Source organism: Paramagnetospirillum marisnigri (genome assembly GCF_001650715.1).
GTDB classification, from domain to species: domain Bacteria; phylum Pseudomonadota; class Alphaproteobacteria; order Rhodospirillales; family Magnetospirillaceae; genus Phaeospirillum; species Phaeospirillum marisnigri.
Genome location: NZ_LWQT01000045.1, coordinates 41,299 through 66,914 on the forward strand (window position 1 = coordinate 41,299; position 25,616 = coordinate 66,914).

The following is a 25,616-nucleotide window of genomic DNA, read 5'->3' on the forward strand; positions in this document are numbered from 1 at the left end:
CCCTTTGCGACGGCCCCGGGGTGAATTAGGGTCGTGGGCGACACGGCTTTTCCGGAGGTTTTGATGTCGGTTCCGCTGCTTCGCCCCTTCCCCGGCCTTCGCCCCACCCCCGGCCACGCCGCCCTTGTGGCGGCGCCGCCCTATGACGTGCTGTCGTCGGACGAGGCCAAGGCCCTGGCGGCGGGCAATCCGCTGTCCTTCCTGCATATCTCCAAGCCGGAAATCGACCTGCCCGACGGCACCGATCCCTATTCCCCGGCGGTCTACGCCAAGGCGGCCGAGAACCTGAAATCCCTGATCAATCAGGGCGTGCTGGTCCGGGACGCCCGGCCCTGCTTCTACGTCTACCGCCTGCGCATGGGCGATCACGTCCAGACCGGCATTGTCGGCGGCGGCTCGGTGGCGGCCTATGACGCCAACCGCATCCGCAAGCACGAATTCACCCGCCCCGACAAGGAGGACGACCGCGTCCGCCAGATCGACGCCTGCGACGCCCAGACCGGGCCGGTGCTGCTGGCCCATCGCGACCATCCCGATATCGGCGCCGCCATCGCCGCCGTGACCAAGGCGCCCCCCGCCTACGAGGTGGCGGCGGTGGACGGCAACACCCATTCCCTGTGGGTGATGGACGACCCGGCCCAAATCGACGCTGTCACCAAAGCCTTCGACGCCATGCCCGCCATTTATATCGCCGATGGCCATCACCGCTCGGCCGCCGCCTCGCGCGTCGCCATGGTGCAGCGTGAGCGCAAGTGCTGCGCCAGCGGCGAGGAAGCCTATGAATCCTTCCTGGTGGTGACCTTTCCCATCGGCGAAATGAAGATCTTCGACTACAACCGGGTGGTGCGCGACCTCAACGGCTTGACGCCGGATGCCTTCCTCGCGGCCATCGCGGCGGAGTTCACGGTGGAACCCCTGGCAGAACAGGCCCGCCCCCGCGCCCCGCGCGAGATGGGGCTGTATCTGGCGGGCCGCTGGTACCGGCTGGGGCTGCGCAATCCGCCGCCCGCCGACCCGGTGGCGCGCCTCGATGTCAGCCTGCTGTCGGACCGGCTGCTGGGGCCGGTGCTGGGCATCCATGACCTGCGCAAGGACAAGCGCATCGACTTCGTCGGCGGCAAGCGCGGTCTGAACGAGCTGGAAAGGCGGGTGGATTCCGGCGAGATGGCCTGCGCCTTCGCGCTGTTCGCCACCGGCATGGAGGATCTGGTGGCGGTGGCCGAGGCAGGACAGGTGATGCCGCCCAAATCCACCTGGTTCGAGCCCAAGCTGGCCGATGGGCTGGTCAGCTATCCGCTGGACTGGCAATAGCCGTCATGCCCTCGCCCGTCCCCCGTAGCGGCCGATATCCCAAGGCGCACCGGTCGTTTTTCCTGGCCGCAGCCCTTTACGCCGCCCTGGCGGTGCCGCTGTGGGTCGCGGAATGGGCGGGGTGGCTGCCCGGATGCCACGGCTGCGACCCCGTCGCCCGTCATGCCCACGAGATGGTGCTGGGCTTCGCCGGGGCGGTGCTGGGCGGCTATCTGTTCACCAAGGTCAGCCTTGCCCGCCTGCTGGCCGCCCTGGCGGCCTGGGCCGCCGCCCGCATCGGCGCCTGGAGCGGCATCGGCGGCACCCCTGGGCTGGTCCTGGCGCTGGCCTATCCCGCCTTGCTGTTCGCCTTCGGCGGCTGGCCATTCCTGAAGGCGGCCAAGCTGGGCCATAACATGGTCTTCGCCCCCACCATCGCCGGATTCGCCGTGGCCGAGGCATTGTACCAGGCCGGGCGGCTGGGGCTGGTGGAAGCGGGCGAGCGCCGGGGCGCCCTGGTGGCACTGTCCCTGGTGGCGCTGATGATCCTGGTGATGGGCGGACGGGTAATTCCCGCCGCCATGGCCGGGCTGGTGCGCAAGGAGGAAAGCCGCGAACTGTTCGACCGCAACCGTCCCTGGCTGGAATGGCTGGTCGTGGCGGGACTGGCGCTGGGAGCGCTGGGCGAGGCCCTGGCCTGGCCGCTGGCCCACAAGCCCGCCCTGCTGCTGGCCGGAGCCGCCGCCCTGATGCGTCAGGCTCGCTGGCGGCCGCTGCTGGCGGCGCGCGACGTCTCCATGGGGCCGATCCAGTTGGGCTATTTCCTGCTGGCGGCGGGAGTGATGCTGGCCTCGGCGGCGGAACTGGCGGGGATGGGACCGGGCACCGACGCCCTGCATCTCGCCACCATCGGCGGCATCGGCCTGGTGACCGCCACCATGATGCTGCGTATCGACCATATCCGCGAAAGGCGCGAGGGAGGCTGGCCCCCGGCAGCGGTGCCGGTGGCCCTGCTGCTGGTGGTCGCCACCGATCTGCGCATCCTGGCCTCGATCAATCCGGGATGGCTGGTGCCAGCCTCGGCGGCAGCCTGGTCGCTGGCCTATGTGGTGTTGGCGGCGGCGCTGGCGAAGGGATGGCTTAGTCGGCGGCGCGCTTGAGCACTTCGGTGATGGTGACCGCCAGATGGTCTTCCACCACCACCACCTCGGCGCGGCAGACCTTCTTGCGATTGACGTAAAGGTCGACGGGATCGTTGACCTTGCGGTCCAGTTCCACCACGGCGCCACGGCCCAGCTTCAGCAGCTGGGCGATGGGCAGGTTGGCGGTGCCCAGCACGGCGGACAGTTCCACCGAGACGTCGTAGACCGCCTCGCGGTTATCGCCAATGCCCAGGGCTGCGTTGATCGCGTCGTCGTCGGCCATGTCGCCTCGCCTCGTTGGCCCCGGAATCGGGGGACCCCCATCTATAGCATGAGAATGTTAAGGGAGTGTTGAGGGGGCGGGACTTATACCGCGCGGCACGAGATCCGACTCATCATGTCATCCCGAGCGACAGCGAGGGACCTCATCCTGGATCGACGTTTCCGGCCCGGAACCAGCTTTCCAGGCGGAGTTCCCTCCTCCCGATGGTCGTCGGGATGACAGGTCATTTCATTCGCCGACCGGCCTCATAGCCAGCCGACGGCCCGCAGGATCAGCAGCGAGGCATAGGCCAGCAGGAAAAGCCCGAACAGCCGGTTGAACAGGTCCAGCGGCATGGCCACGAACATCCGCTGGCCAACCGCCAGGAACATGGCCGCCGCCGTGGCCGCATAGGCCAGTTGCGGCCAGCCGAACAGGTCGGGCCGCAGCAGCGCCAGCACCAGCAACTGGCTGCTGGCGAAGGCGGTGTAGCAGAACGCGGTCAGGGCGCGCATGCCCTCCTTGTCGTCGCGACAGGCCCCGGCATAGATGGTCAGCAACCCGCCGCCCAGATTGGACAGTCCATGCACCACTCCCATGGCCAGCAGCCATTGCGGCTGATGCTCGGCCACCCAGCGGCGCATGGCGGCGACCAAGCGGGGCGGCGCCGCCCGCAATCCGGCGAAAGCCAGCAGAGCCAGCGCCACCCCCAACTCAAGACCCGCGCGAAGCTTGAATACCAGCACCAGGGCCAGCACGGCCGCCATGGGCGCCAGGCACCACAGGGCGAATCGGCGGGCGAATGCGGCCGATTGCAGGCCGCCGGCCCGGACCTGCAACAGGCTGACCGCCAGCGAGGCCGGCAGCAGGGTGGCCAGGGTCTCGGGATAGCCGAAACCGCTCAACAGCAGGGTCGGCGTGCCGAACACCAGCAATCCGACCCCGAACAAGGATTGGACCAGCGAGAAGATGAGAATGGAGGCGATGGCAAGCAAAACGTCCCGCCCCCGATCAGTAGAGCAGGTTCTCCCTACTCCTTTTCCGCCAGCCGGTATAGTCTCCACAGTCCGAGCGGACGGTTGCGAGATGGACGCACTCGCCGCTATCATCCCCGCTTTGGATGCGGGACCACGGGCATGGCGACGGAAGTCTATAGCTGCAGGGACGGCCAGGAGCTCAAGCAGGGCAAGCTGGACTATTGCGACATCGAGGACCGCGGCGAGGCCGAGGACGATGCCAAGCGCCGCTGCAAGCTGGACCCCTCTATCAAGAAGGTGGCTTATTACAAGGTCGCGCCCGATGGCGAGTTCCGCATGTTCTATTCCTACACCAACCCCAACTGCAAACCCGCGCCCAAGCCCCAGATCGCGGCGGGTCCGACACTGAAGAAGAAGCCTCCGGCCAAGAAGCCGGCCCCAAAGCCCGGCCTGTTGGCCCGGCTGAAGAAAAAGATCGGTCTGTGATACCTTGAAGCTGGAACTACTGTATTGTCGGCCCACGGCCGCCACCGTCGCCCACCCCATTCCAATTCTGTTCGTCCATGGCTCGTATTGCGGCGCCTGGGTGTGGTCCGAACACTTCATGCCGTTCTTTGCCCGGGCGGGTTTTACCTGCCATGCCGTCTCCCTGCGCGGCCATGGCGGCAGTGAGGGCCGTTTCTTCTCGGCCTCGCTGGACGACTATGTCTCGGACGTGCGCCAGGCCATCGATCATATCGGCGGCCGCTGCATCCTGGTGGGGCATTCCATGGGCGGGCTGGTGGCCCAGCACTGTCTGGCCGATGGCGACGAGGTCGCCGCCGCCGTGCTGATGTCCAGCGTGCCGCCCTCGGGCCTGGCCTCGTCGGCCCTGCACATGTCGGTATTCTCGCCCGATGTCTGCATGCAGCTGGCTCTGCTGCAAAGCGTCGGTCCGGCGGCGGTCAAGGGCGAGGTCATCCGCAAGGCCCTGTTCGCCGCCGAGACCCCGGCCGAGGACGTGGCGCGGCTGCTGCCTCGGTTCCAGCAGGAATCCCAGCGAATCTGCGTCGAATTGATGAACCCGCCCCGCCCCCGCCTGCCCAAGCCCGCCGGGGCGCTTCCCATCCTGGTCATGGGCGGCGATCGCGATGTGCTAGTGCCCAGCTTCGCGCTCTACGAAACCGCCGCCTATTTCGATGCCGAACTCGAGGTGATGTCGGGCGCGCCGCACGGATTGATGCTGGACAGCCTGTGGTGGGAACCCACCGCCGACCGCATCCTGGGCTGGCTGCTCGCCCAGGGCCTGTGACCCGTCGCCGCAGCGTGAGCCTTTCAATTTTCCGTTAACTGGCCTATAGTCAGACTCGGGTTAGTGTAGGGTTACTCTATCCAGGTCTATGATGGCACTGAGTACCAAACAGATCGGTTCGGCAGCATCTTCCAGCGTCGCGGCGGCAACGGTCCGCATCGGCGGTGGCGGGCGCAATGTCGCGTCGGCGACCCGCGCCGATGTGGAGAAGCTGGACTTCACCCCCCATCTCGGCGTCAGCGAGGAACAGATCCTCCGCTTCCAGCAGGAAGCCGGGAACCTCAACCCCGATGGCCGCCGCAATTCCCGTGAGAACCGCGACGGCTTCACCCCACTGCTGTCGCGCTCCAGCCTGGGCATCGAGATCGAGGCCGCCGAGGAGCGCAATGCCGACGACTTCAAGCTGTCGCTGACCGACATCATGCGCGGCATCGGCAGCTATGAGGAAAACATGCGTGTCACCTCACCCGCCGCGGTCAAGCCCGGCAGCGTGATGAACTACCTGTTCTGAGAAAGCTTTCCGTCAGCCGACGCTGGTGATGCGCCCGATCAACTCGGCCTTGACCGCTTCCGCCCGCCCGGTCTCCACCTGGCAGGTGCCGGCCGCGTCATGACCGCCGCCGCCGTATTCCAGCATCAGATGCCCCACATCGGTCTTCGACGAGCGGTCCAGGATGGACTTGCCCACCGCGAACACGGTGTTGAGTTTCTTCGCCCCCCACATCACATGCATGGAGATGTTGGACTCGGGAAACAGGGCATAGATCATGAACCGGTTGGCGGCGTAGATGGTCTCTTCCTCTCGCAGGTCGAGAACCGCCAGCTTGCCATGCATGCGGGTACAGCGGATCAACTGGTGCTCGGCGCGCTCGGCATGGGATTCGAACAGCTGCAACCGCTCGACCACGTCGGGCAGCACCAGGATTTCCTCGATGGTGTGATTGCGGCAATAGCCGATCAGGTCCAGCATCAACTGGGTATTGGAAATGGTGAAGTCGCGGAAACGCCCCAGGCCGGTGCGCGGATCCATGATGAAGTTCAGCAGGGTCCAGCCGGAAGGCGCCAGGATGTCCTCTTCCGAGTACTGGGCGGAATCGGCCTTGTCCACCGCCTCCATCATGTCGTCGGCGATGTGGGGAAAGCGGGCCTTGCCGCCGAAATGATCATAGACCACCCGGGCGGCCGAGGCGGCGCCGGGATCGATCACCCGGTTGTTCTTGCCGTCGACCCGGCGCATCTCGCTGGCATGGTGGTCGAAGCAGAGATGGACGCCGTCCACATAGGGCAGGTTGGTGGTGATGTCGTTGTCGGTAATGGCGACCTTGCCGTCCTGCATGTCCTTGGGATGGACGAAGACGATGTCGTCGATCATCTCCAACTCGCGCAGCAAGGTAGCGCAAACCAGTCCGTCGAAGTCCGAACGGGTGACCAGACGGAATTTCTTGGAGGACATCAGGACTTACCCTTCTGTGTAACGAAATCTGACGGCCACCCTAGTCGGATTGGAAGCATTCGACAACGGCAAAGCTCCGCCGACTATTTGCGTGGCGTCCGCCGCGACACCATGTCCATCAACCGGTCGGGCAGGCATCCCGCCAGCCGGGCGGCCAGCAGCATGGGCCAGGGAAAGGCGATGCGGCCCCGGTTGCGCTCCAGCCCGCTGGCGATGATGCGGCAGGCGGGCTCCACCTCCATCAGGAAGGGCATGCGGAAGTTATTCACCGCCGTCATGGGGGTGGTGACGAAGCCGGGACAGATCACCGAGACCCCGACGCCCAGCGGCGCCAGCTCGGCCCGCAGCCCCTCGCCCCACACCCGCACCGCCGCCTTGGAGGCGCAATAGGCCGGGGCGCCGGGAAAGCCCCGGAAGCCCGCCAGGGAACTCATGATCGCCACCTGCCCCCGCCGCCGCTCCGTCATGGCGGCGACGGCGGGCATCACCGTGTTGATGACGCCATCCACATTGACGGCGAAGATGGCCCGTATCTGGTCGGCGCTCTCGCCGCCGCCATGGGTGCCCGCCGAGATGCCGGCATTGGCGATCGCCAAGTCCAGCGGCCTGTGAGCCTCGGACGCCTCGACCCAGGCGCGGGTCGCCGCGGCATCGCCGACATCGACAAGAGTGGCGATTACCTCGGCGCCGCTCGCCCGGCAATCGCTGGCGGTGCGCTCCAGCCGGACGGGGTCGCGACCGGACAGATGCAGCGTCACGCCAGACGCCGCGTAGAAACGGGCCAGCCCCGCCCCCAGCCCGGACGAGGCGCCGGTGATCAGGATGGAGACGGGCCTGCTCATCCCCCCTCCCCCAGCAAGGCCCGGAGCGGCCCCACCAACGGCGGCAGGTCGTGCCGCGCGCTGTCGAACACGATGGACGGATCGACGGAATGGTACTCGTGCACCAGGATGTTGCGCATCTCGGTCATGCGGCTCCAGGGAATCTCCGGGTGGCGCTCGGTGACGGCGTTGGGCACCCTTTTTGCCGCCTCGCCGATGATTTCCAGGTTGCGGATCACCGCGTCGATGCTGCGGTCATCGGCCACGAACTGGGCCTCGGTCATGCCGGAGGTATAGCGACGGATGCGCTCGATGGCCTCCAGAATATCCTCGATGCGTACCTTCCAGTCCTTGAAACTCACCGGCCGCAGGCCTCCTCGCCGAAAATGGGCAGGCATTCTTCCAGGATACGCCGCTTCAGGCGCGGCTTGATATTGCCCGAGGTGATCAGGTCCACCGGGCGCCCCAGCACCCCTTCCAGGGCATGCTTCAGTTCGACAAAGCGGAACAGCCCGCCCGGCTGGCCGGGATGGAAATCCACCATCAGGTCGATATCGCTGGTGGGCTTGGCGTCGTTCCTGACCACCGAGCCGAACAGCGACAAGGCGCGGACGCCGAAGCGCTCCATCAGATGGCCGTTCTCGCGCAGCCGCGCCACCACTTCGTCGCGGGTGATGGGCTGGCGGCGGCGCGACACCCGACCGGCATAGGCCTTGACCGCGTCGGCCTTGTCGGCGGGCACGCGCACCACGATCTCGATGACATTCGGCCTGTCGCGTTGCGGCTTGCGGCGTTCGATCATGCCGAAAAGCTTAGGCTTGGAGGCGAGGCGCCGCAAGGCTATAACCGGGCACGGCAACCACCCGGAAGGACCGCGCCCGTGACAGTTTCCAGCATGACCGGCTATGCCCGCGCCGAAGGCCGCGACGCCCAGGCCTCGTGGGTTTGGGAGGCGAAAAGCGTCAACGGCCGGGGGCTCGAGGTCCGCTGCAAGCTGCCCTACGGCCATGACGGGCTGGAAATCGCCGCCCGCGACGCCGCCGCCAAGCGGCTGAAGCGCGGCAATGTGCAACTGTCGCTGTCCCTCAGCCGGGCAAGCGAAGAGCAGTCGCAGATCCAGGTCAACACCCCCATGCTGGCGCAGCTGCTGTCCATGTGCAAGGAGTGGGAGGGCCGCTTCCCCGGCGTCGCCCCCGCCCGCCTCGACGGTCTGCTGGCCATCAAGGGCGTGCTGGAACCGGCCACCGACGCCGCCGAGCCCGGCGATGACGAAGCCACCCGCCAGGCCCGCGAGGCCGCCATGAAAGCCAGCCTGGAGGCCTTGCTGGACCAGTTGGCCGCCATGCGCCGCGACGAGGGCGCCCGTATCCTGGCGGTGCTGACCAGCCAGATGGATGAGATCAATGCCCTGACCGCCAAGGCGGCCGCCTCGGCGGCGCTGCGGCCCGAAGCCATCCGCGAGCGCTTCCAGACCCAGGTCGCCGCCGTGCTGGAGGCGGTTCCCGCCCTGTCCGAGGACCGGGTGGCGCAGGAAGTGGCGCTGCTGGTGGTCAAGGCCGATGTGCGGGAAGAACTGGATCGGCTGCGCGCCCATGTGGAAGCGGCGCGCGAACTGCTGGCCCAGGGCGGCGCCGTGGGGCGCAAGCTCGACTTCCTGGCCCAGGAATTCAATCGCGAGGCCAATACCCTGTGCTCCAAGTCGTCGGATGTGGAGCTGACCCGCATCGGCCTCGACCTCAAATCCGTCATCGACCAGTTCAAAGAGCAGGTCCAGAACATCGAGTAGCGCCATGACCCAGACCACGCCCCCCACCCTTCCCGCCACCATCCACCGCCGGGGTCTGATGCTGGTGATGTCGTCGCCGTCGGGCGCGGGCAAGACCACCATTTCCCGCGCCCTGCTCGCCAGGGACGACGGCATCGCCATGTCGGTATCCGCCACCACCAGGGCGCCGCGCCCCGGCGAGGTGGACGGCCAGGACTATTATTTCGTTCCGGTGCCCCGCTTCCAGGAAATGGTCGAGGCGGGCGAGTTCCTGGAACACGCCAAGGTCTTCGACAATTACTACGGCACGCCGCGCGGGCCGGTGGAGGCGGTGCTGTCCCAGGGCCGCGACGTCATGTTCGACATCGACTGGCAGGGCACCCAGCAATTGCGCCAGACCGCCCGGGCCGATCTGGTGTCGGTGTTCGTGCTGCCGCCCTCGGTGGCGGAGCTGGAACGCCGCCTGCACAGCCGCGCCCAGGACTCGGCCGAGGTGGTGGCCAAGCGCATGGCCAAGGCGGGCGACGAAATGAGCCATTGGCCGGAATACGACTACATCATCGTCAATGTGGACGTGGAACAGTCCATCGCCAATGTCCAGGCCATCCTGACCGCCGAGCGGCTGAAGCGCGAGCGCCAGGTGGGCATGCACGATTTCGTCACCCGGCTGCGCGGCCTGGATTAGAAGGACCTGACCATGGAGGCATCGGCGAAGGAATTCTGGTCGGAGCGCAAGGAGGAGTTCGGCCGAACCTCCTCGAACGCGACGCTGTTTCGCTTCCTCGGCCAGGCGGGCTTTGATTTCACCCGCAAGAAGGTGCTGGAAGTGGGCTTCGGTTTCGGCTCCGACCTGCTGGAAGCCGAGCGGCGCGGTGCCGAAATCTACGGCGTCGATATCAGTGCCAAGGCGGTGGAGGCCTTCAGGCAGAGAACCGGACGAACCACCGTCCGTGTCGCCGACATGACCCTCGCCCCCCCGGGATTCGATTGCCTGTTCGACGCCATCTATAGCCGGGATACGGTCTATTATTTCAGTGATGCTGAACTGACCGCCTTTGCCGGACACTGCCGCGACGCGCTGGTCCCCGGCGGGCTGCTCATGCTGCATTTCATCCAGGGCAGCGGTCGCCGCGACGTCGCCGATACCGTGTCCGCCCGGCCGGTCCCGCTCGATGACTGGCAGTGGCAGGACCACTCGCTGCACCCCGACAATCCCATCCGCCATCTCGATCCGGAAGACCTGGCGGGCATCATGGCCGAGGCGGGTTTGCGCCTGGTGGGGAAAAAGACGGTGTGGGAGACCTATGGGGTGAGGGAAGACCTCATCCAGTGCAATCGCTACCTGCTGTTTGCCCGCCCCGTCTCGGCCTCGCCATAGCCACTACGGCCGCTATAATATTCCGTTATAGCAATTATACAGATTATGTTATTTCCATGATACCTCGTCTGCGGCAGGGTGTCTCCCATCTGCATTAGAGGAGGCCTCATGGCCGGAGCGCTGTCGCATCTGCGTATTCTCGATCTCAGCCGGGTGCTGGCCGGCCCCTGGGCCGGGCAGTTGCTGGCGGATCTGGGAGCGGACGTCATCAAGGTCGAAAAGCCCGGCGAGGGTGACGATACCCGCGCCTGGGGCCCCCCCTTCCTGAAGGATGCCGACGGCAGGGACACCCGCGAAAGCGCCTATTACCTGTCCACCAATCGCGGCAAGCGGTCGCTGGCCATCGACTTCACCCGGCCGGAAGGCCAGGCGCTGGTCCGCCAGCTGGCCGCCCAGTGCGACGTGGTGCTGGAGAACTTCAAGGCGGGCGGCCTGGCCAAATACGGCCTGGACTATGCGTCCCTGCGGCAGGTCCGGCCGGATATCGTCTATTGCTCCATCACCGGTTTCGGCCAGGATGGCCCCTATGCCCACCGCGCCGGATACGATTTCCTGGTCCAGGGCATGGGCGGCCTGATGAGCCTGACCGGCGAGCCCGACGGCGACCCCATGAAGGTGGGGGTCGCCCTGACCGACATCTTCACCGGCATGTATGCCAGTGTCGCCGTGCTGGCCGCCCTGGCCCACCGCGACCGCACCGGCCAGGGGCAGCATGTGGACCTCGCCCTGCTGGACGTCCAGGTGGCGGTTTTGGCCAATCAGGCCAGCAATTATCTGGTGGGCGGCATGGTGCCCCGGCGCCTGGGCAATGCCCATCCCAATATCGTGCCCTATCAGGCCTTTCCCACCGCCGACGGCCATGTGATCCTGGCGGTGGGCAATGACGGCCAGTTCCAGAAATTCTGTGGCGTCGCGGGCTGCCCCGCCCTGGCCGAGGATCCCCGCTTCGCCACCAATGCCGAGCGGGTGCGCAACCGCGAGACCCTGGTGCCATTGCTAAAGGCGGCGCTGGGCGCACGACCCAGCGCCGAGTGGATCAGGGATCTGGAGGCGGCGGGGGTTCCCTGCGGCCCCATCAACAACCTGGCCCAGGTGTTCGACAATCCACAGATTCAGCATCGCGGCATGGTGGCCCGGCTGGACCATCCCGAGGCCGGACAGGTCAATCTGGTGGCCAACCCCATTCACTTCTCGGAAACGCCTATCGCCTATGACCGGGCGCCGCCACGGTTGGGCGCCGATACGGATGACCTGTTGTCCGACCTGCTGGGGCTTGACGAGGTCGCTATCGCCGAACTGCGGGCCAAGGGCGTGGTTTAGACTGTGTCCGGTTTAATTTTTCTTGTGCGGCCGAAAGCTTGAATGCGGTTGCGTTTCAGGGCCTCGGCGCCGCCAGGGCACTCGAAAAATGATTGACCTCCAAGACTCCAAGAACACCAAGAACACCAAGAGACCGACGCGGTTTTCTACTCACCGTCATGGGTGACGACAAGGAACCATCGATTCTACCGAACTCGGACAGACTCTAATCCAGGCTCTTGGCGGTATCGAGCAGCACGGTGCGAAAGGTCTTCAGCAGGCGCTGGTCGATCTGGCGGCCCAGCTGGGTCATGACATGCAGCGCCTGCTCCGGCTCCATGGGGGCCTTGTAGGCGCGGCGGTCGGTCAGCGCGCCGAAGATATCCATGATGGTGGCCATGCGGGCCAGTTCATTGACCTGCCCCCCCTTCAGTCCGAAGGGATAGCCGGTGCCGTCCAGCTTCTCGTGATGCTGCTCGGCGATCATCAGGGCGCCGCGCGGCAGGCCGGGGCTGCTGCGCAGGAAATCGCCGGTATGCGAGACATGGCCGCGCATGATCACCATTTCCTGGTCGGTCAGGCGATCCGGCTTGTTCAGCACGTCCTGCGGCACCGCCATCTTGCCCACGTCATGGACCAGGCCGCCGGTGGTCAGGGTCATCAGGTCGTCGCCCCGCAACCCGATGGAGTGGCCGAACACCGTCAGGAACATGGCGACGCGCAACGAGTGGACATAGGAGTAATTGTGGTGTTCCCGCACCCCGTCCAGGATCGAGCGGTACTCCCCGGTGCTGACGGCCTCCACCAGCGGGGTGCAGGCGTGGTGCAGGGCCTCGTAAGGCAGGGGGGCTCCCTCGGCCATCAGGTCGGCGATGGCGGTGAAGACCTTGGAGGTGCGCTTCAGCGCCGCGCGCTGCACCGGTTCGATGCGGGTCCACGACCGCTCGACCTTGCTGGTGATTTCCCTGGCCAGGGCACCCAGCAGGGCGCTGCGGCGGAACGGCTTGACCAGCGAGGTGCGCACGCCGAAGGCGCTGGCATCGGCCAGGAAATGGCTGCGGTCATTGGTGGCGGTGCAGATGATGGGAATGGTATCGAGATCGGGGACGCAGCAGATCTCGCGCAACAGCGGCAGGCCGCCCTTGGGCGTGACATTCTCGTCCAGGACTACCGCCGAGGGTGGCCGGGTGGCGATGGCTTCCAGCGCCTCGCCCTGCTCGGCATAGGCGACCACGGCATAGTGCGGCGACAGGGCATTGGCAACGTCGGTACGGTAGGACGCGCTGGCATCCACCACGCAAACCAGACTCTTGCCGGATTGTTCCGCCGCCGCGTTCATGGCCCCCCCGCCAAAAAAATGTCCCCGGCCTCAAGGAGGCTCGGGGAGACACACCAAGACTTTGTCATGGCGCCAAGGTCGGGTCAATACGCCCTTCGATTGTGGGGTGGTGCGCCCTACTGGGCCAGCTTGTAGAACTCCACGATATAGCTCCAGGCCTCCTCGGCGGTCTCGACGAAGGTAAACAGCTTCTTGTCGCCCGGACTCGCCATGCCCTCGCCGATCAGGGCATCCAGATTGATCACCCGTTCCCAGTATTCCCGTCCGAACAGCAGGATCGGGATGGGATCGATCTTGCCGGTCTGGATCAGGGTCGCCGCCTCGAACAATTCGTCCAGGGTGCCGAAGCCGCCGGGAAACACCACCAGTGCCTTGGACCGGGTCAGGAAGTGCATTTTGCGGATGGCGAAATAGTGGAAGCGGAAGCACAGTTCCGGGGTGATATAGGCGTTGGGCTCCTGCTCCAGGGGCAGGACGATGTTGAGCCCGATGGACTTGCCGCCCGCCTCCATGGCGCCGCGATTGGCGGCTTCCATGATTCCCGGGCCGCCGCCGGTCTTGATGACGAAATCGCAGGTCTGGCGGTCGGAGCAGGTGCCGGTGACGATATGGGCGAAGCGGCGCGCCTCGTCGTAATAGCGGCTGTTGGCCGCCATGCGCCGGGCCACCGACACCCGGCGGGCAGCATCGTGGTCGTCGGGATTGGCGCGGGCCTCGGCCTCGGCCGCCGCCAGCCGCTCCGCAGCCGCTTCCGGGTTGGGGATGCGGGCCGAGCCGAACACGGCGATGGTGGATTTGATGCCGTATTGCTGCTGCAGCAGTTCCGGCTTCAGCAGTTCCAGCTGCAGCCGCACCGGCCGCAGGTCCTGACGCAGCAGGAAGTCCACATCCTCGAAGGCTAGGCGATAGGCGGGCGAGGCGGTCTGGGCGGTGGCGGTGGCCTCGCCGGGCAAGGTGAACTTGCCGGCTTCACGACGCGCGGTGGGAAAGGGGCCGCGACGGGGATATTTACGCATGAATGGGCTGACTCCGGGGGCGGATTCGTCCGCCATATCACCTCCCAAGTGTCGGCCATGCATCCTTACCAGCGGGTAAAGACACACGCGGCGCTTGGAAAGCGGCGCTCCCTTCGCTATAGGGGGAGGAATTGTTGACAGGAAACAGCGTCATGACACATCAGCACCTCGGCGATTTCGGGGATTTCTCGCTCTCGGTGGTGGTCACCAGCCCGCCCTGGTACGAAAATTGTTTCCTGGTCCTGCATAAGCCCAGCAAGTCCCTGGTGGTGGTCGACCCCGGTGGCGACGCCGAGCGCATCCTGGATACCATCGAGCAGTTGGACGGCAAGACCGAGGCCATCTGGCTGACCCACGGCCATCCCGACCATCTGGGAGCGGCGCACCGGCTGGAAAGCGAACTCAAGGTTTCGACCCATGCCCATGCCGACGAGATGCCGGTCATCGCGGCGGCCAGCGATCTCAGCCGCTCCTTCACCGGCCAGCCGCAGCAAGGCCCCGGCAGCCTGAGCACCTTCGAAGGCGAGCCCAGCCTGTCCCTGGGCGGCGTTCCGGTACGGGTGATCCACACCCCCGGCCATACCCCCGGCGGCGTCTGCTTCGATTTCGGCACCTTCGTGCTGACCGGCGACACCTTGTTCCGTAACGGCGTCGGGCGGACCGACCTGCCCGGCGGCAGCGAACAGCAGCTTTGGGCCTCCATCAACCGGCTGCTCGGCCTGCTGGGCGAGGAAACCATGCTGTATTCCGGCCACGGCCCGGAATGGGGCGTGCGCGAAGCCCGCCGCTGGTGGCGGATGGTCGGCTAAGCGGCTTGGTTCCGGTTCATTTCGCCAGGGAATGCTGCGCCGGATGGCGCGGCGCCTCGGGCAGGCGGGTGTCGGGATGCCAGCCCACCACCGCCGTCAGCACGGCGAAGCCCGCCACATAGGCGGCGGCCACATGCCAGCCGTGGCGCAGCCACTGCCCCACCGACTTGGCTTCGGGGAACATGTTGGACAGGGCGACGCCCGCCGATGACCCGAACCAGACCATGGACCCGCCAAAGCCCACGGCATAGGCCAGGAAGCCCCAGTCATAGCCGCCCTGCTTGATGGCCAGCGCCGTCAGCGGGATATTGTCGAACACTGCCGAGACGAAGCCCAGGCCCAGCGTGGTCAGGACCGAGGCGGCGGGCAACTCCTCCACCGGCATCATGGAGGCGCACAGCACCAGCGACAGCAGGAAGATCGAGCCCTTGGCGGTCTCGGGCAGGATTTCCCAGTCGGGACGGCGGATCACCATGGTCGCGCCCAGGGCGATCCATACCGAACCGCCGATGAAGGGGAAGCTTTCCGCCAGATGGCCAAACTGCAGATTGACCATCACATTGGTAACGATGGCCGAGGTCAGGATGATGGCGACGATGCCGACCCGGCCCCAATCCACATGGGTATGGGCATGGGCATGCTTCAGGATCGGCGAGTAGGCGTGCTGCTGCTTGGCGGCGACGACACCGACGATCAGCAGGCTGACCACCGCCCCGGCATAGGCCTCGAGTACCGCCAGGGGCGAGACCCCGGCGATCCACAGCATGGTGGTGGTGGTGTCGCCCACCACCGAGCCCGAACCGCCCGCATTCGACGCGGCGACGATGGCCGCCAGATAGCCGATATGGACCTTGGCCCGGAACAACTGGTGCGCCATGGCGCCGCCGATCAGGGCGGCGGCGATGTTGTCCAGGAAGGACGACAGCACGAACACCATCACCAGCAGGACGAAGCCGCCCTTCCAGTCCTCGGGCAGGTATTTGGGCAGCACCACCGGCACATGGCTCTTCTCGAAATGGCGGGACAGCAGGGCGAAGCCCATCAGCAGACAGAACAGATTGGCCAGCGTCACCCATTCATGGCCGAGATGGCCGACGAAGCCCCCGACCCCGGCCCCGGTCTTGAAGCCGGTGACCGCCATCTTGTAAACGGCGATGGAGGTCAGGCCGCCCAGCCCGACATAAAGGGTGTGGTTGTGCAGCAGCGCCACCCCCAGCAGGGTCAGGCCGAACAGGAAGAATTCCACGGGAATGCCGAACAGGCTGGGCATCGGGGGCGTCCGCGTCAGATCGAGGGAATTCGATCATAGCCATAAGAGGACACCGCTCCCAACCCGGAACTTGGTGTGCGGCGCGTCAAATCCGATCAGGCCACCGCCGATTCCATGGCCGCCACCTGGGCCACCGTCATGCCCGCGATCTGGGTGGTGGTGAAGGCGTCGATCTGGGTGGCGGTCAGGCTTTCGATCTGGGTCGGCGTCAGGGCGCTGATGCCGCTGGCGGTCAGGCCGGACACCTGGGTGGTGGTCAGGCCCGCCAATTGGGCCGGACTCAGGGCCGACACCTCGGTGACGCTCAGATTGCCGATCTGGGTGACGGACAGGGCGCCGACCTGGGTGGGCGTCAGGGCGGCGAACTGAGTGGCGTTCAGCGCCTGCAACTGGGTGCCGGTCAGATTGGTCACCTGGGTGGTGGACAGCGAGCCCACCTGGCCCGTGCTCAGCACCCCGATCTGGGCGGTGGTCAAGGACCGGATCTGCACCCGGGCCAGGGCGCCCAACTGGGTGGAGGACAGCGACTGGATCTGGGTGGTGGTCAGGCCCGCCACCTCCTCGGTGGTCAGCGAGCCCATCTGAGCGGCGGTCAGGCCGGCGAACTGGGTCGAGGTCAGCGAGGCGATCTGGGTCGCGGTCAGACCACCGATGCCCAGGGTGGACAGGGCGCCGATCTGGCTGCTGCTCAGCGCCCCCAACTGGGACGGCGACAGCGAGGCCAGGCCGGTGGCGGTCAGTCCGCTCAGCCCCGCGGGCGACAGCGACGCCATCTGGGTGGTGGACAGGGCGGCTAGCTGGGTCAAGCTCAGCGCGCCGATGCCGGTGGCGGCCAGCCCGCCCAATTGGGTGACGGTCAGGGCGTCCATCTCGGCCGAGGTCAACCCGGTGATCTGGGTGGTGGACAAGGCGCCGATCTGGGTGATGGTCAGGCCGTGCAACTGGGTGGTGGTCAGCGAGCCGATCTGGGTCTCGCTCAATCCGCCGATGCCGGTGGTGGACAACGAGCCGATCTGGGACACGGTCAGGCTGCGCAATTGGGTGGTGGACAGGGCGCCGATGCCGGTGGTGGACAGGCCGCCCAACTGGGTGGCGGTCAGGCTGGAGACCTCGGTGGCGGTCAGCGCCGCCACCTGGGCCGCCGACAGCGCCCCCATCTGCGGCGCGCTCAGGCCGCGCAACTGGGTGGTGGTCAACGAGGCCAGCTGGGTATCGACCAGACCCGCCATGCTGGTGGTGGACAAGGCGGCCAGTTGGGTCGGGCTCAAACCGCGCAACTGGGTGGTGGTCAGGCCCGCCAGTTGGGTCTCGGTCAGGCCGCCCAGGCCGGTGGCCGACAGCCCCGCCATCTGGGTGGCGGTCAGGCGGTCGATCTGGGTATCGGTCAGGGATTCCACGCCGCCCGCGCCGAGTCCGGCCAATTGGGTGACGCTGAGCGCCAGGATATCGGTATTGGACAGGCTGCGGATCTGGGTGGCCGACAGCGCTCCCATCTGGGTCGAGGTCAGGCCGCGCAGTTGGGTGGTGGACAGCGCATCCACTTGCGTGGCCGACAATCCCGCCACGGCGCTGGTGGACAGGGCAGCCAGTTGGGTCGAGGTGAAGCCGCCCAGCTGGGTGCTGGTCAGCGCCGCCATCTGGGTATTGCTCAAGCCACGCAATTGCTGGGTGGTCAGGGCGGCGATCTGGGCGGTGGTCAGCCCGGCCACCTGATCGGTGGTCAGGGCGGCGAGTCCGGTGGAGGCCAAGGCCCCCAGCTGGTTGAGGCTCAGCGACGACAATTCGGTGGCGGTCAGGCCGCTGACCTGATCGGTGGTCAGGGCCGACATCTGGGTGGCGGTCAGGCCCCGCAGCTGGGTGGTGGTCAACTGGCCGATCTGGGTCAGGCTCAGCCCGGCGACGCCGGTGGCCGACAGGCCGCCGATCTGGGTGGCCGACAGCCGCGCCAATTGAGTCGAGGACAGGGCCGCCACCTGCTCGTCGGTCAGCCCGGCCAGCTGGGTGGTGGTCAGCACCGCCAGTTCGGTGGTGGTCAGGCCGTTGATCTCGTCCGCCGACAGGGCGCTGATCTGATCCGAGGCCAGCCCCTTGATCTGGGTGGTGGACAGCGAGGCGATCTGGTCGGCGGTCAGCGCCCCCACTTCCTCGTAGCCCAGCATGGTGATCTGGGTCGAGCTCAGCCCGTCCAACTGGGTGGCGGTCAGGGCCGATATCTGGGCCTGGCTCAGGCCATTGATCTCGGCCGCCGACAGGGCGCCGATCTGGCTGGAGGTCAGGACCGCCAACTGGGTCAGGCTCAACTCTTCCAACTGGGTGGCCTGCAGGCCCCGGACCTGGGTGGTGGTCAGTCCGGCCATGCCGGTGGCGGTCAGGCTGTTGAGCGCGGTGGCGGTCAGGGCGCCGATCTGGGTCGAGCTGAGGGCTCGCAACTGGGTGGCGGTCATGGCCGCCATCTGGGTGGCACCGAGTCCGTCCATGCCGGTCACCGACAGGGCCGCCAACTGGCTGGTGCTCAGGGCGGCGATCTGGGTGGCGCCGAGCGCGCCGGTCTGGGTTTCGCGCAGTCCCGCCAACTGGGTGGTGGTGAGCGCCGCCAGGCCGGTGGCGGTCAGCCCCGCCGCCTGGGTCGCGCTCAGCATGCCCAACTGGGTGGCGGTCAGGCCCCGCAACTGGCCGGTGGACAGACCCGCCATCTGGGAGGCGGTCAGGCCTTCCAGGGCAGTGGCCACCAGTCCCGCCATCTGGGTGGAAGACAGGGCGGCGAGTTGGGTCGCCGACAGGCTGGCGGCCTGGCTGGCACTCAGGCCGGACAAGGCCGTGGTGGAGAGCGCGCCGATCTGGGCGGTGGTCAGGGTGGTGATCTGGCCAAGGCTGAGGGCGCCGATCTGTGTGGCGGTCAGACCGCCGAGCTGGGCCGTGGTCAGGGCGGCGAACACGGTGGCGGTCAGCCCCCCCACCTGGGTCTCGGTCAGGGCACCCACCAGGGCCGGGGTCAGGGCCGATAGTTGGGTGGCGCTGAGATTGGCGATCTGAGTGGCGGTCAGCCCGGCGATGCCGCCGCCGGAGATGGCGCCGATCTGGGTCGAGGTCATGACACCCAGTTGCAGCGCGGTCAGGGCTTCCATCTGGGTGGTGGCCAGACCGGCGATCTGGGTCGCCGACAGGGAGGCCACCGCCGCCGAACTCAGCCCCGCCACCTGGGCGGCGTCCAGCGCACCCAACTGGGTGGCGGTCAGCGCCTTGACCTGGGTGGTGGACAAGGCCCCCATCTGGGTCTGGCTGAGGCCGCCTAACTGATAACTGTCCATCACCCCGATCTGGGTGGTGGTCAGGCCGCCGATCTGGGTGGTGGTCAGCGCCGCCATCTGGGTGTCGGCCAGGCCAAGGAAGGCGGTGGCGGTCAAGGCCCCCAACTGGGTGGTGGACAGGGAAGCCAACTGGGCAGTGGACAAGGAGTCCACCTCGGTGGCGGTCAGGCCGCGCATCTGGGTGGTGGACAGGGCCGCCATCTGGGTGGCGCTCAGCCCATCGATGCCGGTGACCGACAGGGCCGCCACCTGGGCAGCGGTGAGATTGCGTATCTGGGTAACGGTCAGGGCGGCGATCTGGGTATCGCTCATTCCGTCAATGCCGCCAATGGGCAGGGCGGCGATCTGGGTGGTGGACAGGGCCGCCAGTTGAGAGGTGGACAGGGAAGCCAGCTGCTGCTCGGTCAGGCCGCCGATCTGGGTGGCCGACAGCGCCGCCACCTGCCCGGTGCTCAAGGATGCCACTTGGGTCTCGTTCAACCCGCTCAGCGCCGCCGCCGACAGGGCCGAAACCTGGGTAGTGGTCAGACCGCCCAGCGCGGCGGTGGTCAAGGCCCCCATCTGCCCGGCGGTCAATCCGCCCAACTGGGTGGTGGTCAGGGCGGACAACTCGGTCGAGCTCAGCCCCTCCATCTGCTCGGCGGTCAGGGAGCCCACCTGGAACGGGCTCCAGGCCCGCATCTGGGTGGCGGTCAGGGCGCCGATCTGCGCCGCGCTCAACCCGCCAATGCCGGTGGCCGAAAGGGCGCCGATCTGGGTAGCGCTCAACTGGCCCAATTGGGTCAGGCTCAGATTGGCGACATTGGTGGAAGACAGCCCCTGAATCTGGGTGGTGGTCAGCGCCGCCAGTTGGGTGGCGGTCAGATTGGCCATCTGGGTGGAGGACAGCGCCGCGAACTGGGGACCGCTCAGGCCCTTGATCTGGGTGACGGTCAGCCCCGCCAGGGCGGTGGAGTCCAGGCCCGCCAGCTGGGTAGCGCTCAGCCATGCCAGTTGGCTGGTGGTCAGGGCCGCCAGTTGGGTGGCGTTCAGCGCGCCAACCTGCGAATCGCTGAGGCCCGCCACGGCGGCGGCCGACAGCGAAGCCATCTGGGCGGCGTTCAGCGCGCCCAACTGCCCGGCATCCAGCGACGCCGCCTGTTCGGCGCCCAAGCCCTTGATCTGGGTCGCCGACAGCAAGGTCATGTCGGTGGGGCTCAGCCCGTCCAGGGCGGCGGTGGTCAGGGCACCGATCTGGGTGGCGGTGAGCGAGCGGAACTGGGTGGGAGTCAACCCGGCCAGTTGCGACGAACTCAAGCCCCCGATGCCCGAGGCCGACAGCGCCATCACCTGGGTGGCGGCCAGCGAGGTCAACTGCTCGTCGCTCAGCGCCTGTATCTGGCTTTCACCCAGGCGGTTGACCTGGGTGGTGGTCAGGGCGGCGATCTGGGCTTCCGACAGGCTGGCGATCAGGGTCGAGGACAGGGCGGCGATCTGGCCGCCGGTCAGGCCCCGCAATTGGGTGGTGGTCAACTGGCCCAGTTCGGTGGCCGACAATCCGTTCAGCTGGGTAGCGGTCAGGCCCGCCATCTGGGCGGTGCTCAGCGCCGCCATCTGGGTGCTGCCCAGCATGGCCATCTGGGTCTCGGTCAGGCCGCTGATGCCGCCGGGCGACAGCGCCGCCAACTGGGTATCCAGCAGGGCGGAAATCTGGGTGGCGGTCATGGCCGCCACCTGATCGGCGTTCAGGCCGCCCAACTGGGTCCGGGTCAGGGCCGACATCTCGGTGCTGGTCAGCGCCGCCACCTGCGCCGGGCTCAGGGCGCCGATCTGGCTCGAACTCCATGACCGTATCTGGGTGGAGGACAGCGCCGCGAACTGCTCGCTGCTCAGCCCCGCCATGCCGGTGGTGGACAGGGCGCCGATCTGAACACTGGTCATGGCCGCAAGCTGGGTGGCCGCCAGGGCGGCGACGGCGGCCGAGGTCAGGCCGCGCACCTGGGTGGTGGTCAGCGCCGCCATGCCGGTGGCGGTCAGGCTCTCGATCTGGGCATTGCTCAGCGAGCTCAGTTGCGAGGTGGTCAGGCTCTTGATCTGGGTGGAAGACAGCGCCGCCAACTGGGTCGAGGTCAGGGCCTCCACCTGCACGGGCGTCAGCATGCCGATCTGGGTCGAGGTCAGGGCGTTCAACTGGGTGGCTGTCAGGGCCTCCACCTGGGTGTCGCTCAAGCCCCGCAGCGCCGCCACGCCGAGCGCACTCAACTGGGTGGTGGACAAGGCCGCCACCTGGGTGCTGTTCAAGGATTCCAGGCTGGTGGTGGCCAGACCCTTGATCTGCATGGTTCCCAATGCCGCCAGGCCGGTGGTGCCGAGCGCCGCCAGGGCGGTGGACGGCAGAACGCCCATCTGGGTCATGGTCAGGGCCTTGAGCTGGGTGGTGCTCAGGGCCGCCATCTGGCCCTCGGTCAGGCCGATGACCTGGGTGGTGCGCAGGGCGGCGATCTGGCCAGAACTCATCACCGCCAGTTGGGTCAGGCTGAGCGAGCCGATCTGGGTGGCGCTGAGACGGTCGATCTGGCTGGTGGCCAGCCCCGCCATCTGGGTCGGGGTGAGGCCCGCCAACCCGTCCTCGGACAAGGCGGCGATCTGGACGCCGTTCATGGCCTTCAACTGGGTCGAGGTCAACAACGCCACCTGTTCGGCGCTCAGGCCCGACAGCGCCGGGGCGGTCAGGCCGGCGATCTGGGTGGCGGTCAGGGACGCCAATTGGGTGGTGGCCAGCCCCTGCATATCCTCGGCCGACAGGCCGGAAATGCCGGTGGCCGACAGGGCCCGCAACTGGGTGGTCGACAGCGACGCCATCTGCTCGGCGCTCAGGGCGTCCATCTGGGTGACGCTGAGACCGCCCAACTGGGTGGCGTTCAGACGGTCGAGCATCTCGGCGCTCAGACCCGCGATCTGATCGGTACTGAGCCCGGCGATCTGGGTGGTGCTCACCGCCGCAAGCTGGGTGGCGCTGAGGGCATCCAGGGCGGTATTGCTCAGTCCGCGCATCTGAATGGGGGTCAGGGCACCGATCTGGGTGACGCTCATCCCGGCGATCTGGGTGGTGGACAGCGATTGTATCTGTTCCGCCGACAGCCCCTTGATCTGGCTGGCGGTCATGGCGCGCAACTGGGTCGCGGCCAGTTGCTGGAACTGGTTGTCGCTGAGCGAGCCGACCTGGACGGCGGTCAGCCCCGCCATCTGGGTCGAGGTCAGCGCCGCCATCTGGGCGTCGCTCAAGGCGGTGATCTGGGTCGCCACCAGCACGGCGATCTGGGTGGGCGACAGGCAGGCGACCTGGCCGGTGGTCAACTGGCTGATCTGGATCTCGTTGAGGCCGCGCAGCGCCACCGGGTTGAGGGCCGCCAACTGGGTGGTGGACAGATGGGCCAACTGGGTCTGGTTCAGCTCGCGCACGGCGCCCGCCGTCAGTCCCTTCATCTGGGTGGTGGTCAGCTGGGTGATCTGGGTCTCGGTCAGCCCCGCCATCTGGTCGGTGGTCAGCAGCCCCATCTGGGTCGAGCTCAGGGCGGCGAACTGGGTGGCGGTCAGGGCCGCCATCTGGGTCTGGCCCAATGCTCCCATGGCCGCCAGGGACAGATTGGCGATCTGGGCGCCGCTCAGGGCCTGCAACTGGTTGGTGGTCAGGCTGGCGATCAGGGTGGAGGACAGGCCCTTGATCTGAACCGTGCCGAACGCCGCCAGTTGGGTCTCGGTCAGGGCGTTGATCTGCTCGGTGGCCAGGCCGACCATCTCGGTGGAGGTCAGGCCGCGTATCTGGGTGACACTCAGCGCCGCCACCTCGGTGGTGGAAAAGGTCCCGAACTGGGTCGAGGTCATGGCCCCCAACTGGGTGGAGGTCATCACCGCGATCTGGCTGACGTCCAGGGACTCCACCGCCGCCGTGTTCATGGACTTGATCTGGGTGGCGGTCAGCGCCGACAACTGGGTGCCGCTCAGGGCGTCAACCTGTTCCGAGGACAGGGCCGCCAGCTCACGCGCGCTCAGGCTGGCCATCTGGGTGGTGGACAGCACCGCCAACTGGCTCGACGTCATGGCCGCCATCTGCACATTGGTCATGGCGGCGATCTGGGCGCCGGACAAGGCGGCCACCTGGGTGGTGCTCATGGCCGCGACGGCGGTCGTGGACAGAAACTGCAACTGCGCCGCGCCGAAACCGGCCAATTGGGTAGTGGACAGGGCCGCCACCTGGGTCTCGCTCATGCCCAGCGCCGCCAGATTGCCCAGGGCATTGATCTGGGCCGCCGACAACGCCGCCATCTGCGACGGGCTCAGCCCGGCGATGTTGGTCTGGGTGAAGCCGCGCATCTGGGTGGCGGTCAAGGCCTGCAACTGGGTCTGGCTCAGCACCCCCACCTGGGTGGAGGTCAGGGCCGCCACATTGGCCAGGGGCAGGGCAGCGGTCTGGGTGGCCGACAGGCCCGCGAGTGTTTCCAGGGAAATCGCCGCCATCTGGGTCGACGTCACGGCGCTGATCTGGGTCGACCCGAACCCGGCCATCTGGGTAACCGAAAGAGTCTCCATCTCGGTCGTGGTCAGGCCCTTGATCTGGGCGGAACTCAGCACCGAAAGCTGGGTGGGCGACAGCACCCGGAACTGGGACGAGGTCATCTCTCCCAGATCGGTGGCGGTCAGACCCCGGATCTGCAAGGTGGTCAGGGCGGCAATGGTGTCCTCGCCAAAGGCCTCGAACTGGGCATCGATCAGCACCGAAAGCTGCGGCCCGGTGAAGGCCATCTGGGCGGGCGTCAGCGCACTGATCTGGGTCGAGGTCAGACCCAGCATCTGATTGGTGGACAGCGAGGCCAGTTGGGTGCCGCTCAGCTCACCGATCTGTTCGATGGTGAAAGCGGCGATCTGGGTGTTTTCAAGTTCACGAAGGTCGCTGGAAGTCAGTCCACGAATCGTGGACGTGCTCAGTTGAGCAATCTGTGCCTCGTTTAATGATGATATGGACGAGACCACAACAAGCATCTCCAGCGGTCGTTAGTGATGGCTATCACCATCTTTACGGAATTCTTCATTGAGCACAGCAGCATATGCATCACTTCGAGGTTCCATGTTGATGCATAATTTTGTTTTGATTTCAGCACTCGCTCCTGCTAGGTCTTGGGCGCCCTCCCGATCCGGGCCACGGTCGGGGAAGTGTATTTCGCCAGAGACCGCCAAGCAAGTCCCGCGCCAGTCAACATCACCGCTTAACACCTTGATTCCCCTTCCTGTTGCCGCAGTTGACCCAGGAGGTGGGCAGGATTTGACCCGGCAGGATTTGCCGGGTTGACCGGGTTTGGGCAAGAACTGCCCAGCGGCCGCGAGCGCCCCGATCAAATTGACCGCTTGTCCAGGGGAAAGATGCGTTGACGCCCCTGCCCGGTTTGGTTAGAAACGTCGCTCCAGCCACGGCGGCAAGCAACCGCCTCTGCGGAGGGGTGGGTGAGTGGCTGAAACCAACGGTTTGCTAAACCGTCCAGGGGTGTCAAACCTCTGCGCGGGTTCGAATCCCGCCCCCTCCGCCACCTAGCTTTTTCAAGCACTTACGCGAACTAGCGATCACGGGCCGTCACCCGTGATCACTCGTGCGCCCTTTTGGCTTGCTACAATAGTGCTACAAGCTGGCGGGCTTGTAGCAAGCGGCATGGGACAAGAGCGGGGCAGAGGGAAGCCTTATCCCCTCCCATTGCCCGCCACGACCACACCCACTCAAGACTTCCTTCCGCAACAGATGCCGCCACCGCACAAAAATTTGCCAAATACCAAAACTACGTGATTCACGTAGTAAATACCGCGACCGCGGTACGTGACTCACGTACAGTATTTATCTGCGTTCCTGGAAACATAATGAGCGCGTTTAAACGCACTCATCCGAAATTCGTCATCACAAAGCGCATTATATGCTGACTCAATATTTTAACAGTGACAGCCTGTGTCCCGCGAACACACTTTTTGCGGAGAACGCTGATGGCTGGGGATCATTCTCTCGTCGCCATGCCCGACTTGCTGACTATCTCGGACTTGGCCGCCCTTCTCAAACGAAGCGAAGGAACAATCCGTAATGACATCATCCGCAACCCTTCGATCGTGTCCCTTGGATTGGTGTAACAGCGCAGTCGCCGTTTGATCTCCGGCGGGCTTGGCCGGATTGATCAGGCTG

Annotated in this window: 20 protein-coding genes and 1 tRNA gene; 11 read left to right on the forward strand and 10 right to left on the reverse strand. The window is 66.4% G+C overall.

The window, feature by feature from the left end:
- Window positions 1-63 precede the first annotated feature (63 nt).
- Together A6A04_RS07550 and A6A04_RS07555 are read left to right on the forward strand one after the other, a co-directional pair.
- A complete protein-coding gene (locus A6A04_RS07550; protein ID WP_068491520.1) occupies window positions 64-1,311 on the forward strand; it encodes a DUF1015 domain-containing protein in 1,248 nt (415 codons plus the stop codon).
- 5 nt (window positions 1,312-1,316) lie between these two features.
- Window positions 1,317-2,450, forward strand: a complete 1,134-nt coding sequence (locus tag A6A04_RS07555; RefSeq protein WP_068491523.1) for an NnrS family protein — start codon at window positions 1,317-1,319, stop codon at window positions 2,448-2,450.
- Here A6A04_RS07555 and fliN read toward each other — a convergent pair.
- On the reverse strand, window positions 2,431-2,715 hold the full coding sequence (gene fliN / locus A6A04_RS07560; RefSeq protein ID WP_068436324.1) for a flagellar motor switch protein FliN: 285 nt from the start codon (window positions 2,713-2,715) through the stop codon (window positions 2,431-2,433). The genes A6A04_RS07555 and fliN overlap by 20 nt on opposite strands.
- 245 nt (window positions 2,716-2,960) lie before the next feature.
- On the reverse strand, window positions 2,961-3,689 hold the full coding sequence (locus tag A6A04_RS22670; RefSeq protein ID WP_068491525.1) for a TSUP family transporter: 729 nt from the start codon (window positions 3,687-3,689) through the stop codon (window positions 2,961-2,963).
- Between the two features lie 141 nt (window positions 3,690-3,830).
- Here A6A04_RS22670 and A6A04_RS22675 point away from each other — a divergent pair, with 141 nt between their 5' ends.
- The 3 genes from A6A04_RS22675 (at window position 3,831) to A6A04_RS07580 (ending at window position 5,473) form a co-directional block, all read left to right on the forward strand.
- A complete protein-coding gene (locus A6A04_RS22675) occupies window positions 3,831-4,157 on the forward strand; it encodes a hypothetical protein (protein WP_068491527.1) in 327 nt (108 codons plus the stop codon).
- A gap of 4 nt (window positions 4,158-4,161) precedes the next feature.
- A complete protein-coding gene (locus A6A04_RS07575; RefSeq protein ID WP_068491530.1) occupies window positions 4,162-4,962 on the forward strand; it encodes an alpha/beta hydrolase in 801 nt (266 codons plus the stop codon).
- Window positions 4,963-5,050: 88 nt separating this feature from the next.
- Window positions 5,051-5,473, forward strand: coding sequence for a hypothetical protein (locus tag A6A04_RS07580; protein ID WP_245651118.1), 423 nt, complete (start codon window positions 5,051-5,053; stop codon window positions 5,471-5,473).
- Between the two features lie 12 nt (window positions 5,474-5,485).
- On the opposite strand, the gene A6A04_RS07585 is transcribed toward A6A04_RS07580, so the two are convergent.
- From A6A04_RS07585 to A6A04_RS07600, 4 genes are all read right to left on the reverse strand, one after another.
- Complete coding sequence (locus tag A6A04_RS07585) at window positions 5,486-6,415, reverse strand: exopolyphosphatase (protein ID WP_068491531.1); 930 nt, start codon at window positions 6,413-6,415, stop codon at window positions 5,486-5,488.
- An 83-nt stretch (window positions 6,416-6,498) separates the two neighbouring features.
- The gene (locus A6A04_RS07590) at window positions 6,499-7,257 is read right to left on the reverse strand and encodes an SDR family NAD(P)-dependent oxidoreductase (protein WP_068491533.1); all 759 of its coding nucleotides are present in this window, start codon (window positions 7,255-7,257) and stop codon (window positions 6,499-6,501) included.
- Window positions 7,254-7,598 carry a HepT-like ribonuclease domain-containing protein gene (locus A6A04_RS07595; RefSeq protein WP_068491535.1) on the reverse strand — a complete coding sequence of 115 codons (345 nt, stop codon included), beginning with the start codon at window positions 7,596-7,598 and terminating at the stop codon, window positions 7,254-7,256. Before A6A04_RS07595 ends, A6A04_RS07590 begins: the two co-directional genes overlap by 4 nt.
- Complete coding sequence (locus tag A6A04_RS07600) at window positions 7,595-8,038, reverse strand: nucleotidyltransferase family protein (RefSeq protein ID WP_068491562.1); 444 nt, start codon at window positions 8,036-8,038, stop codon at window positions 7,595-7,597. Before A6A04_RS07600 ends, A6A04_RS07595 begins: the two co-directional genes overlap by 4 nt.
- 78 nt (window positions 8,039-8,116) lie before the next feature.
- Here A6A04_RS07600 and A6A04_RS07605 point away from each other — a divergent pair, with 78 nt between their 5' ends.
- The 4 genes from A6A04_RS07605 to A6A04_RS07620 all read left to right on the forward strand — a co-directional run bounded on the left by A6A04_RS07605 (window position 8,117) and on the right by A6A04_RS07620 (window position 11,699).
- Complete coding sequence (locus A6A04_RS07605) at window positions 8,117-9,022, forward strand: YicC/YloC family endoribonuclease (protein WP_068491536.1); 906 nt, start codon at window positions 8,117-8,119, stop codon at window positions 9,020-9,022.
- Between the two features lie 4 nt (window positions 9,023-9,026).
- Window positions 9,027-9,686, forward strand: coding sequence for a guanylate kinase (gene gmk / locus A6A04_RS07610; RefSeq protein ID WP_068491538.1), 660 nt, complete (start codon window positions 9,027-9,029; stop codon window positions 9,684-9,686).
- A gap of 12 nt (window positions 9,687-9,698) precedes the next feature.
- The gene (locus A6A04_RS07615) at window positions 9,699-10,379 is read left to right on the forward strand and encodes an SAM-dependent methyltransferase (RefSeq protein ID WP_068491540.1); all 681 of its coding nucleotides are present in this window, start codon (window positions 9,699-9,701) and stop codon (window positions 10,377-10,379) included.
- Window positions 10,380-10,487: 108 nt separating this feature from the next.
- Complete coding sequence (locus tag A6A04_RS07620) at window positions 10,488-11,699, forward strand: CaiB/BaiF CoA transferase family protein (RefSeq protein WP_068491542.1); 1,212 nt, start codon at window positions 10,488-10,490, stop codon at window positions 11,697-11,699.
- Between the two features lie 205 nt (window positions 11,700-11,904).
- Here A6A04_RS07620 and A6A04_RS07625 read toward each other — a convergent pair whose 3' ends face one another.
- Together A6A04_RS07625 and A6A04_RS07630 are read right to left on the reverse strand one after the other, a co-directional pair.
- Entirely contained in the window at window positions 11,905-13,017 is a 1,113-nt protein-coding gene (locus A6A04_RS07625; RefSeq protein WP_068491544.1) for an HD domain-containing phosphohydrolase, read from the reverse strand.
- 116 nt (window positions 13,018-13,133) lie between these two features.
- A complete protein-coding gene (locus A6A04_RS07630; protein ID WP_068491563.1) occupies window positions 13,134-14,033 on the reverse strand; it encodes an LOG family protein in 900 nt (299 codons plus the stop codon).
- Between the two features lie 152 nt (window positions 14,034-14,185).
- Between A6A04_RS07630 and A6A04_RS07635 the strand changes: the two genes are divergently transcribed.
- Entirely contained in the window at window positions 14,186-14,842 is a 657-nt protein-coding gene (locus A6A04_RS07635; RefSeq protein WP_068491547.1) for an MBL fold metallo-hydrolase, read from the forward strand.
- A gap of 16 nt (window positions 14,843-14,858) precedes the next feature.
- Here the strand turns inward: A6A04_RS07635 and A6A04_RS07640 are convergent, their stop codons facing one another.
- On the reverse strand, window positions 14,859-16,112 hold the full coding sequence (locus A6A04_RS07640; protein WP_068491549.1) for a citrate transporter: 1,254 nt from the start codon (window positions 16,110-16,112) through the stop codon (window positions 14,859-14,861).
- Between the two features lie 95 nt (window positions 16,113-16,207).
- Window positions 16,208-24,439: a beta strand repeat-containing protein gene (locus A6A04_RS07645; RefSeq protein ID WP_082914777.1), complete on the reverse strand. Its 8,232-nt coding sequence runs from the start codon at window positions 24,437-24,439 to the stop codon at window positions 16,208-16,210.
- 449 nt (window positions 24,440-24,888) lie between these two features.
- Between A6A04_RS07645 and A6A04_RS07650 the strand changes: the two genes are divergently transcribed.
- Window positions 24,889-24,981 (forward strand) — tRNA-Ser (locus A6A04_RS07650).
- Window positions 24,982-25,616 lie beyond the last annotated feature (635 nt).

Bases quoted from the DNA above. Each gene is read 5' to 3' on its own strand.
- A6A04_RS07550 (WP_068491520.1), top strand. From the start codon at position 64: ATGTCGGTTCCGCTGCTTCGCCCCTTCCCCGGCCTTCGCCCCACCCCC.
- A6A04_RS07555 (WP_068491523.1), top strand. From the start codon at position 1,317: ATGCCCTCGCCCGTCCCCCGTAGCGGCCGATATCCCAAGGCGCACCGG.
- fliN (WP_068436324.1), bottom strand. From the start codon at position 2,715: ATGGCCGACGACGACGCGATCAACGCAGCCCTGGGCATTGGCGATAAC.
- A6A04_RS22675 (WP_068491527.1), top strand. From the start codon at position 3,831: ATGGCGACGGAAGTCTATAGCTGCAGGGACGGCCAGGAGCTCAAGCAG.
- A6A04_RS07580 (WP_245651118.1), top strand. From the start codon at position 5,051: ATGATGGCACTGAGTACCAAACAGATCGGTTCGGCAGCATCTTCCAGC.
- A6A04_RS07585 (WP_068491531.1), bottom strand. From the start codon at position 6,415: ATGTCCTCCAAGAAATTCCGTCTGGTCACCCGTTCGGACTTCGACGGA.
- A6A04_RS07590 (WP_068491533.1), bottom strand. From the start codon at position 7,257: ATGAGCAGGCCCGTCTCCATCCTGATCACCGGCGCCTCGTCCGGGCTG.
- A6A04_RS07600 (WP_068491562.1), bottom strand. From the start codon at position 8,038: ATGATCGAACGCCGCAAGCCGCAACGCGACAGGCCGAATGTCATCGAG.
- gmk (WP_068491538.1), top strand. From the start codon at position 9,027: ATGACCCAGACCACGCCCCCCACCCTTCCCGCCACCATCCACCGCCGG.
- A6A04_RS07615 (WP_068491540.1), top strand. From the start codon at position 9,699: ATGGAGGCATCGGCGAAGGAATTCTGGTCGGAGCGCAAGGAGGAGTTC.
- A6A04_RS07620 (WP_068491542.1), top strand. From the start codon at position 10,488: ATGGCCGGAGCGCTGTCGCATCTGCGTATTCTCGATCTCAGCCGGGTG.
- A6A04_RS07625 (WP_068491544.1), bottom strand. From the start codon at position 13,017: ATGAACGCGGCGGCGGAACAATCCGGCAAGAGTCTGGTTTGCGTGGTG.
- A6A04_RS07630 (WP_068491563.1), bottom strand. From the start codon at position 14,033: ATGCGTAAATATCCCCGTCGCGGCCCCTTTCCCACCGCGCGTCGTGAA.
- A6A04_RS07635 (WP_068491547.1), top strand. From the start codon at position 14,186: ATGACACATCAGCACCTCGGCGATTTCGGGGATTTCTCGCTCTCGGTG.
- A6A04_RS07640 (WP_068491549.1), bottom strand. From the start codon at position 16,112: ATGCCCAGCCTGTTCGGCATTCCCGTGGAATTCTTCCTGTTCGGCCTG.
- A6A04_RS07645 (WP_082914777.1), bottom strand. From the start codon at position 24,439: ATGCTTGTTGTGGTCTCGTCCATATCATCATTAAACGAGGCACAGATT.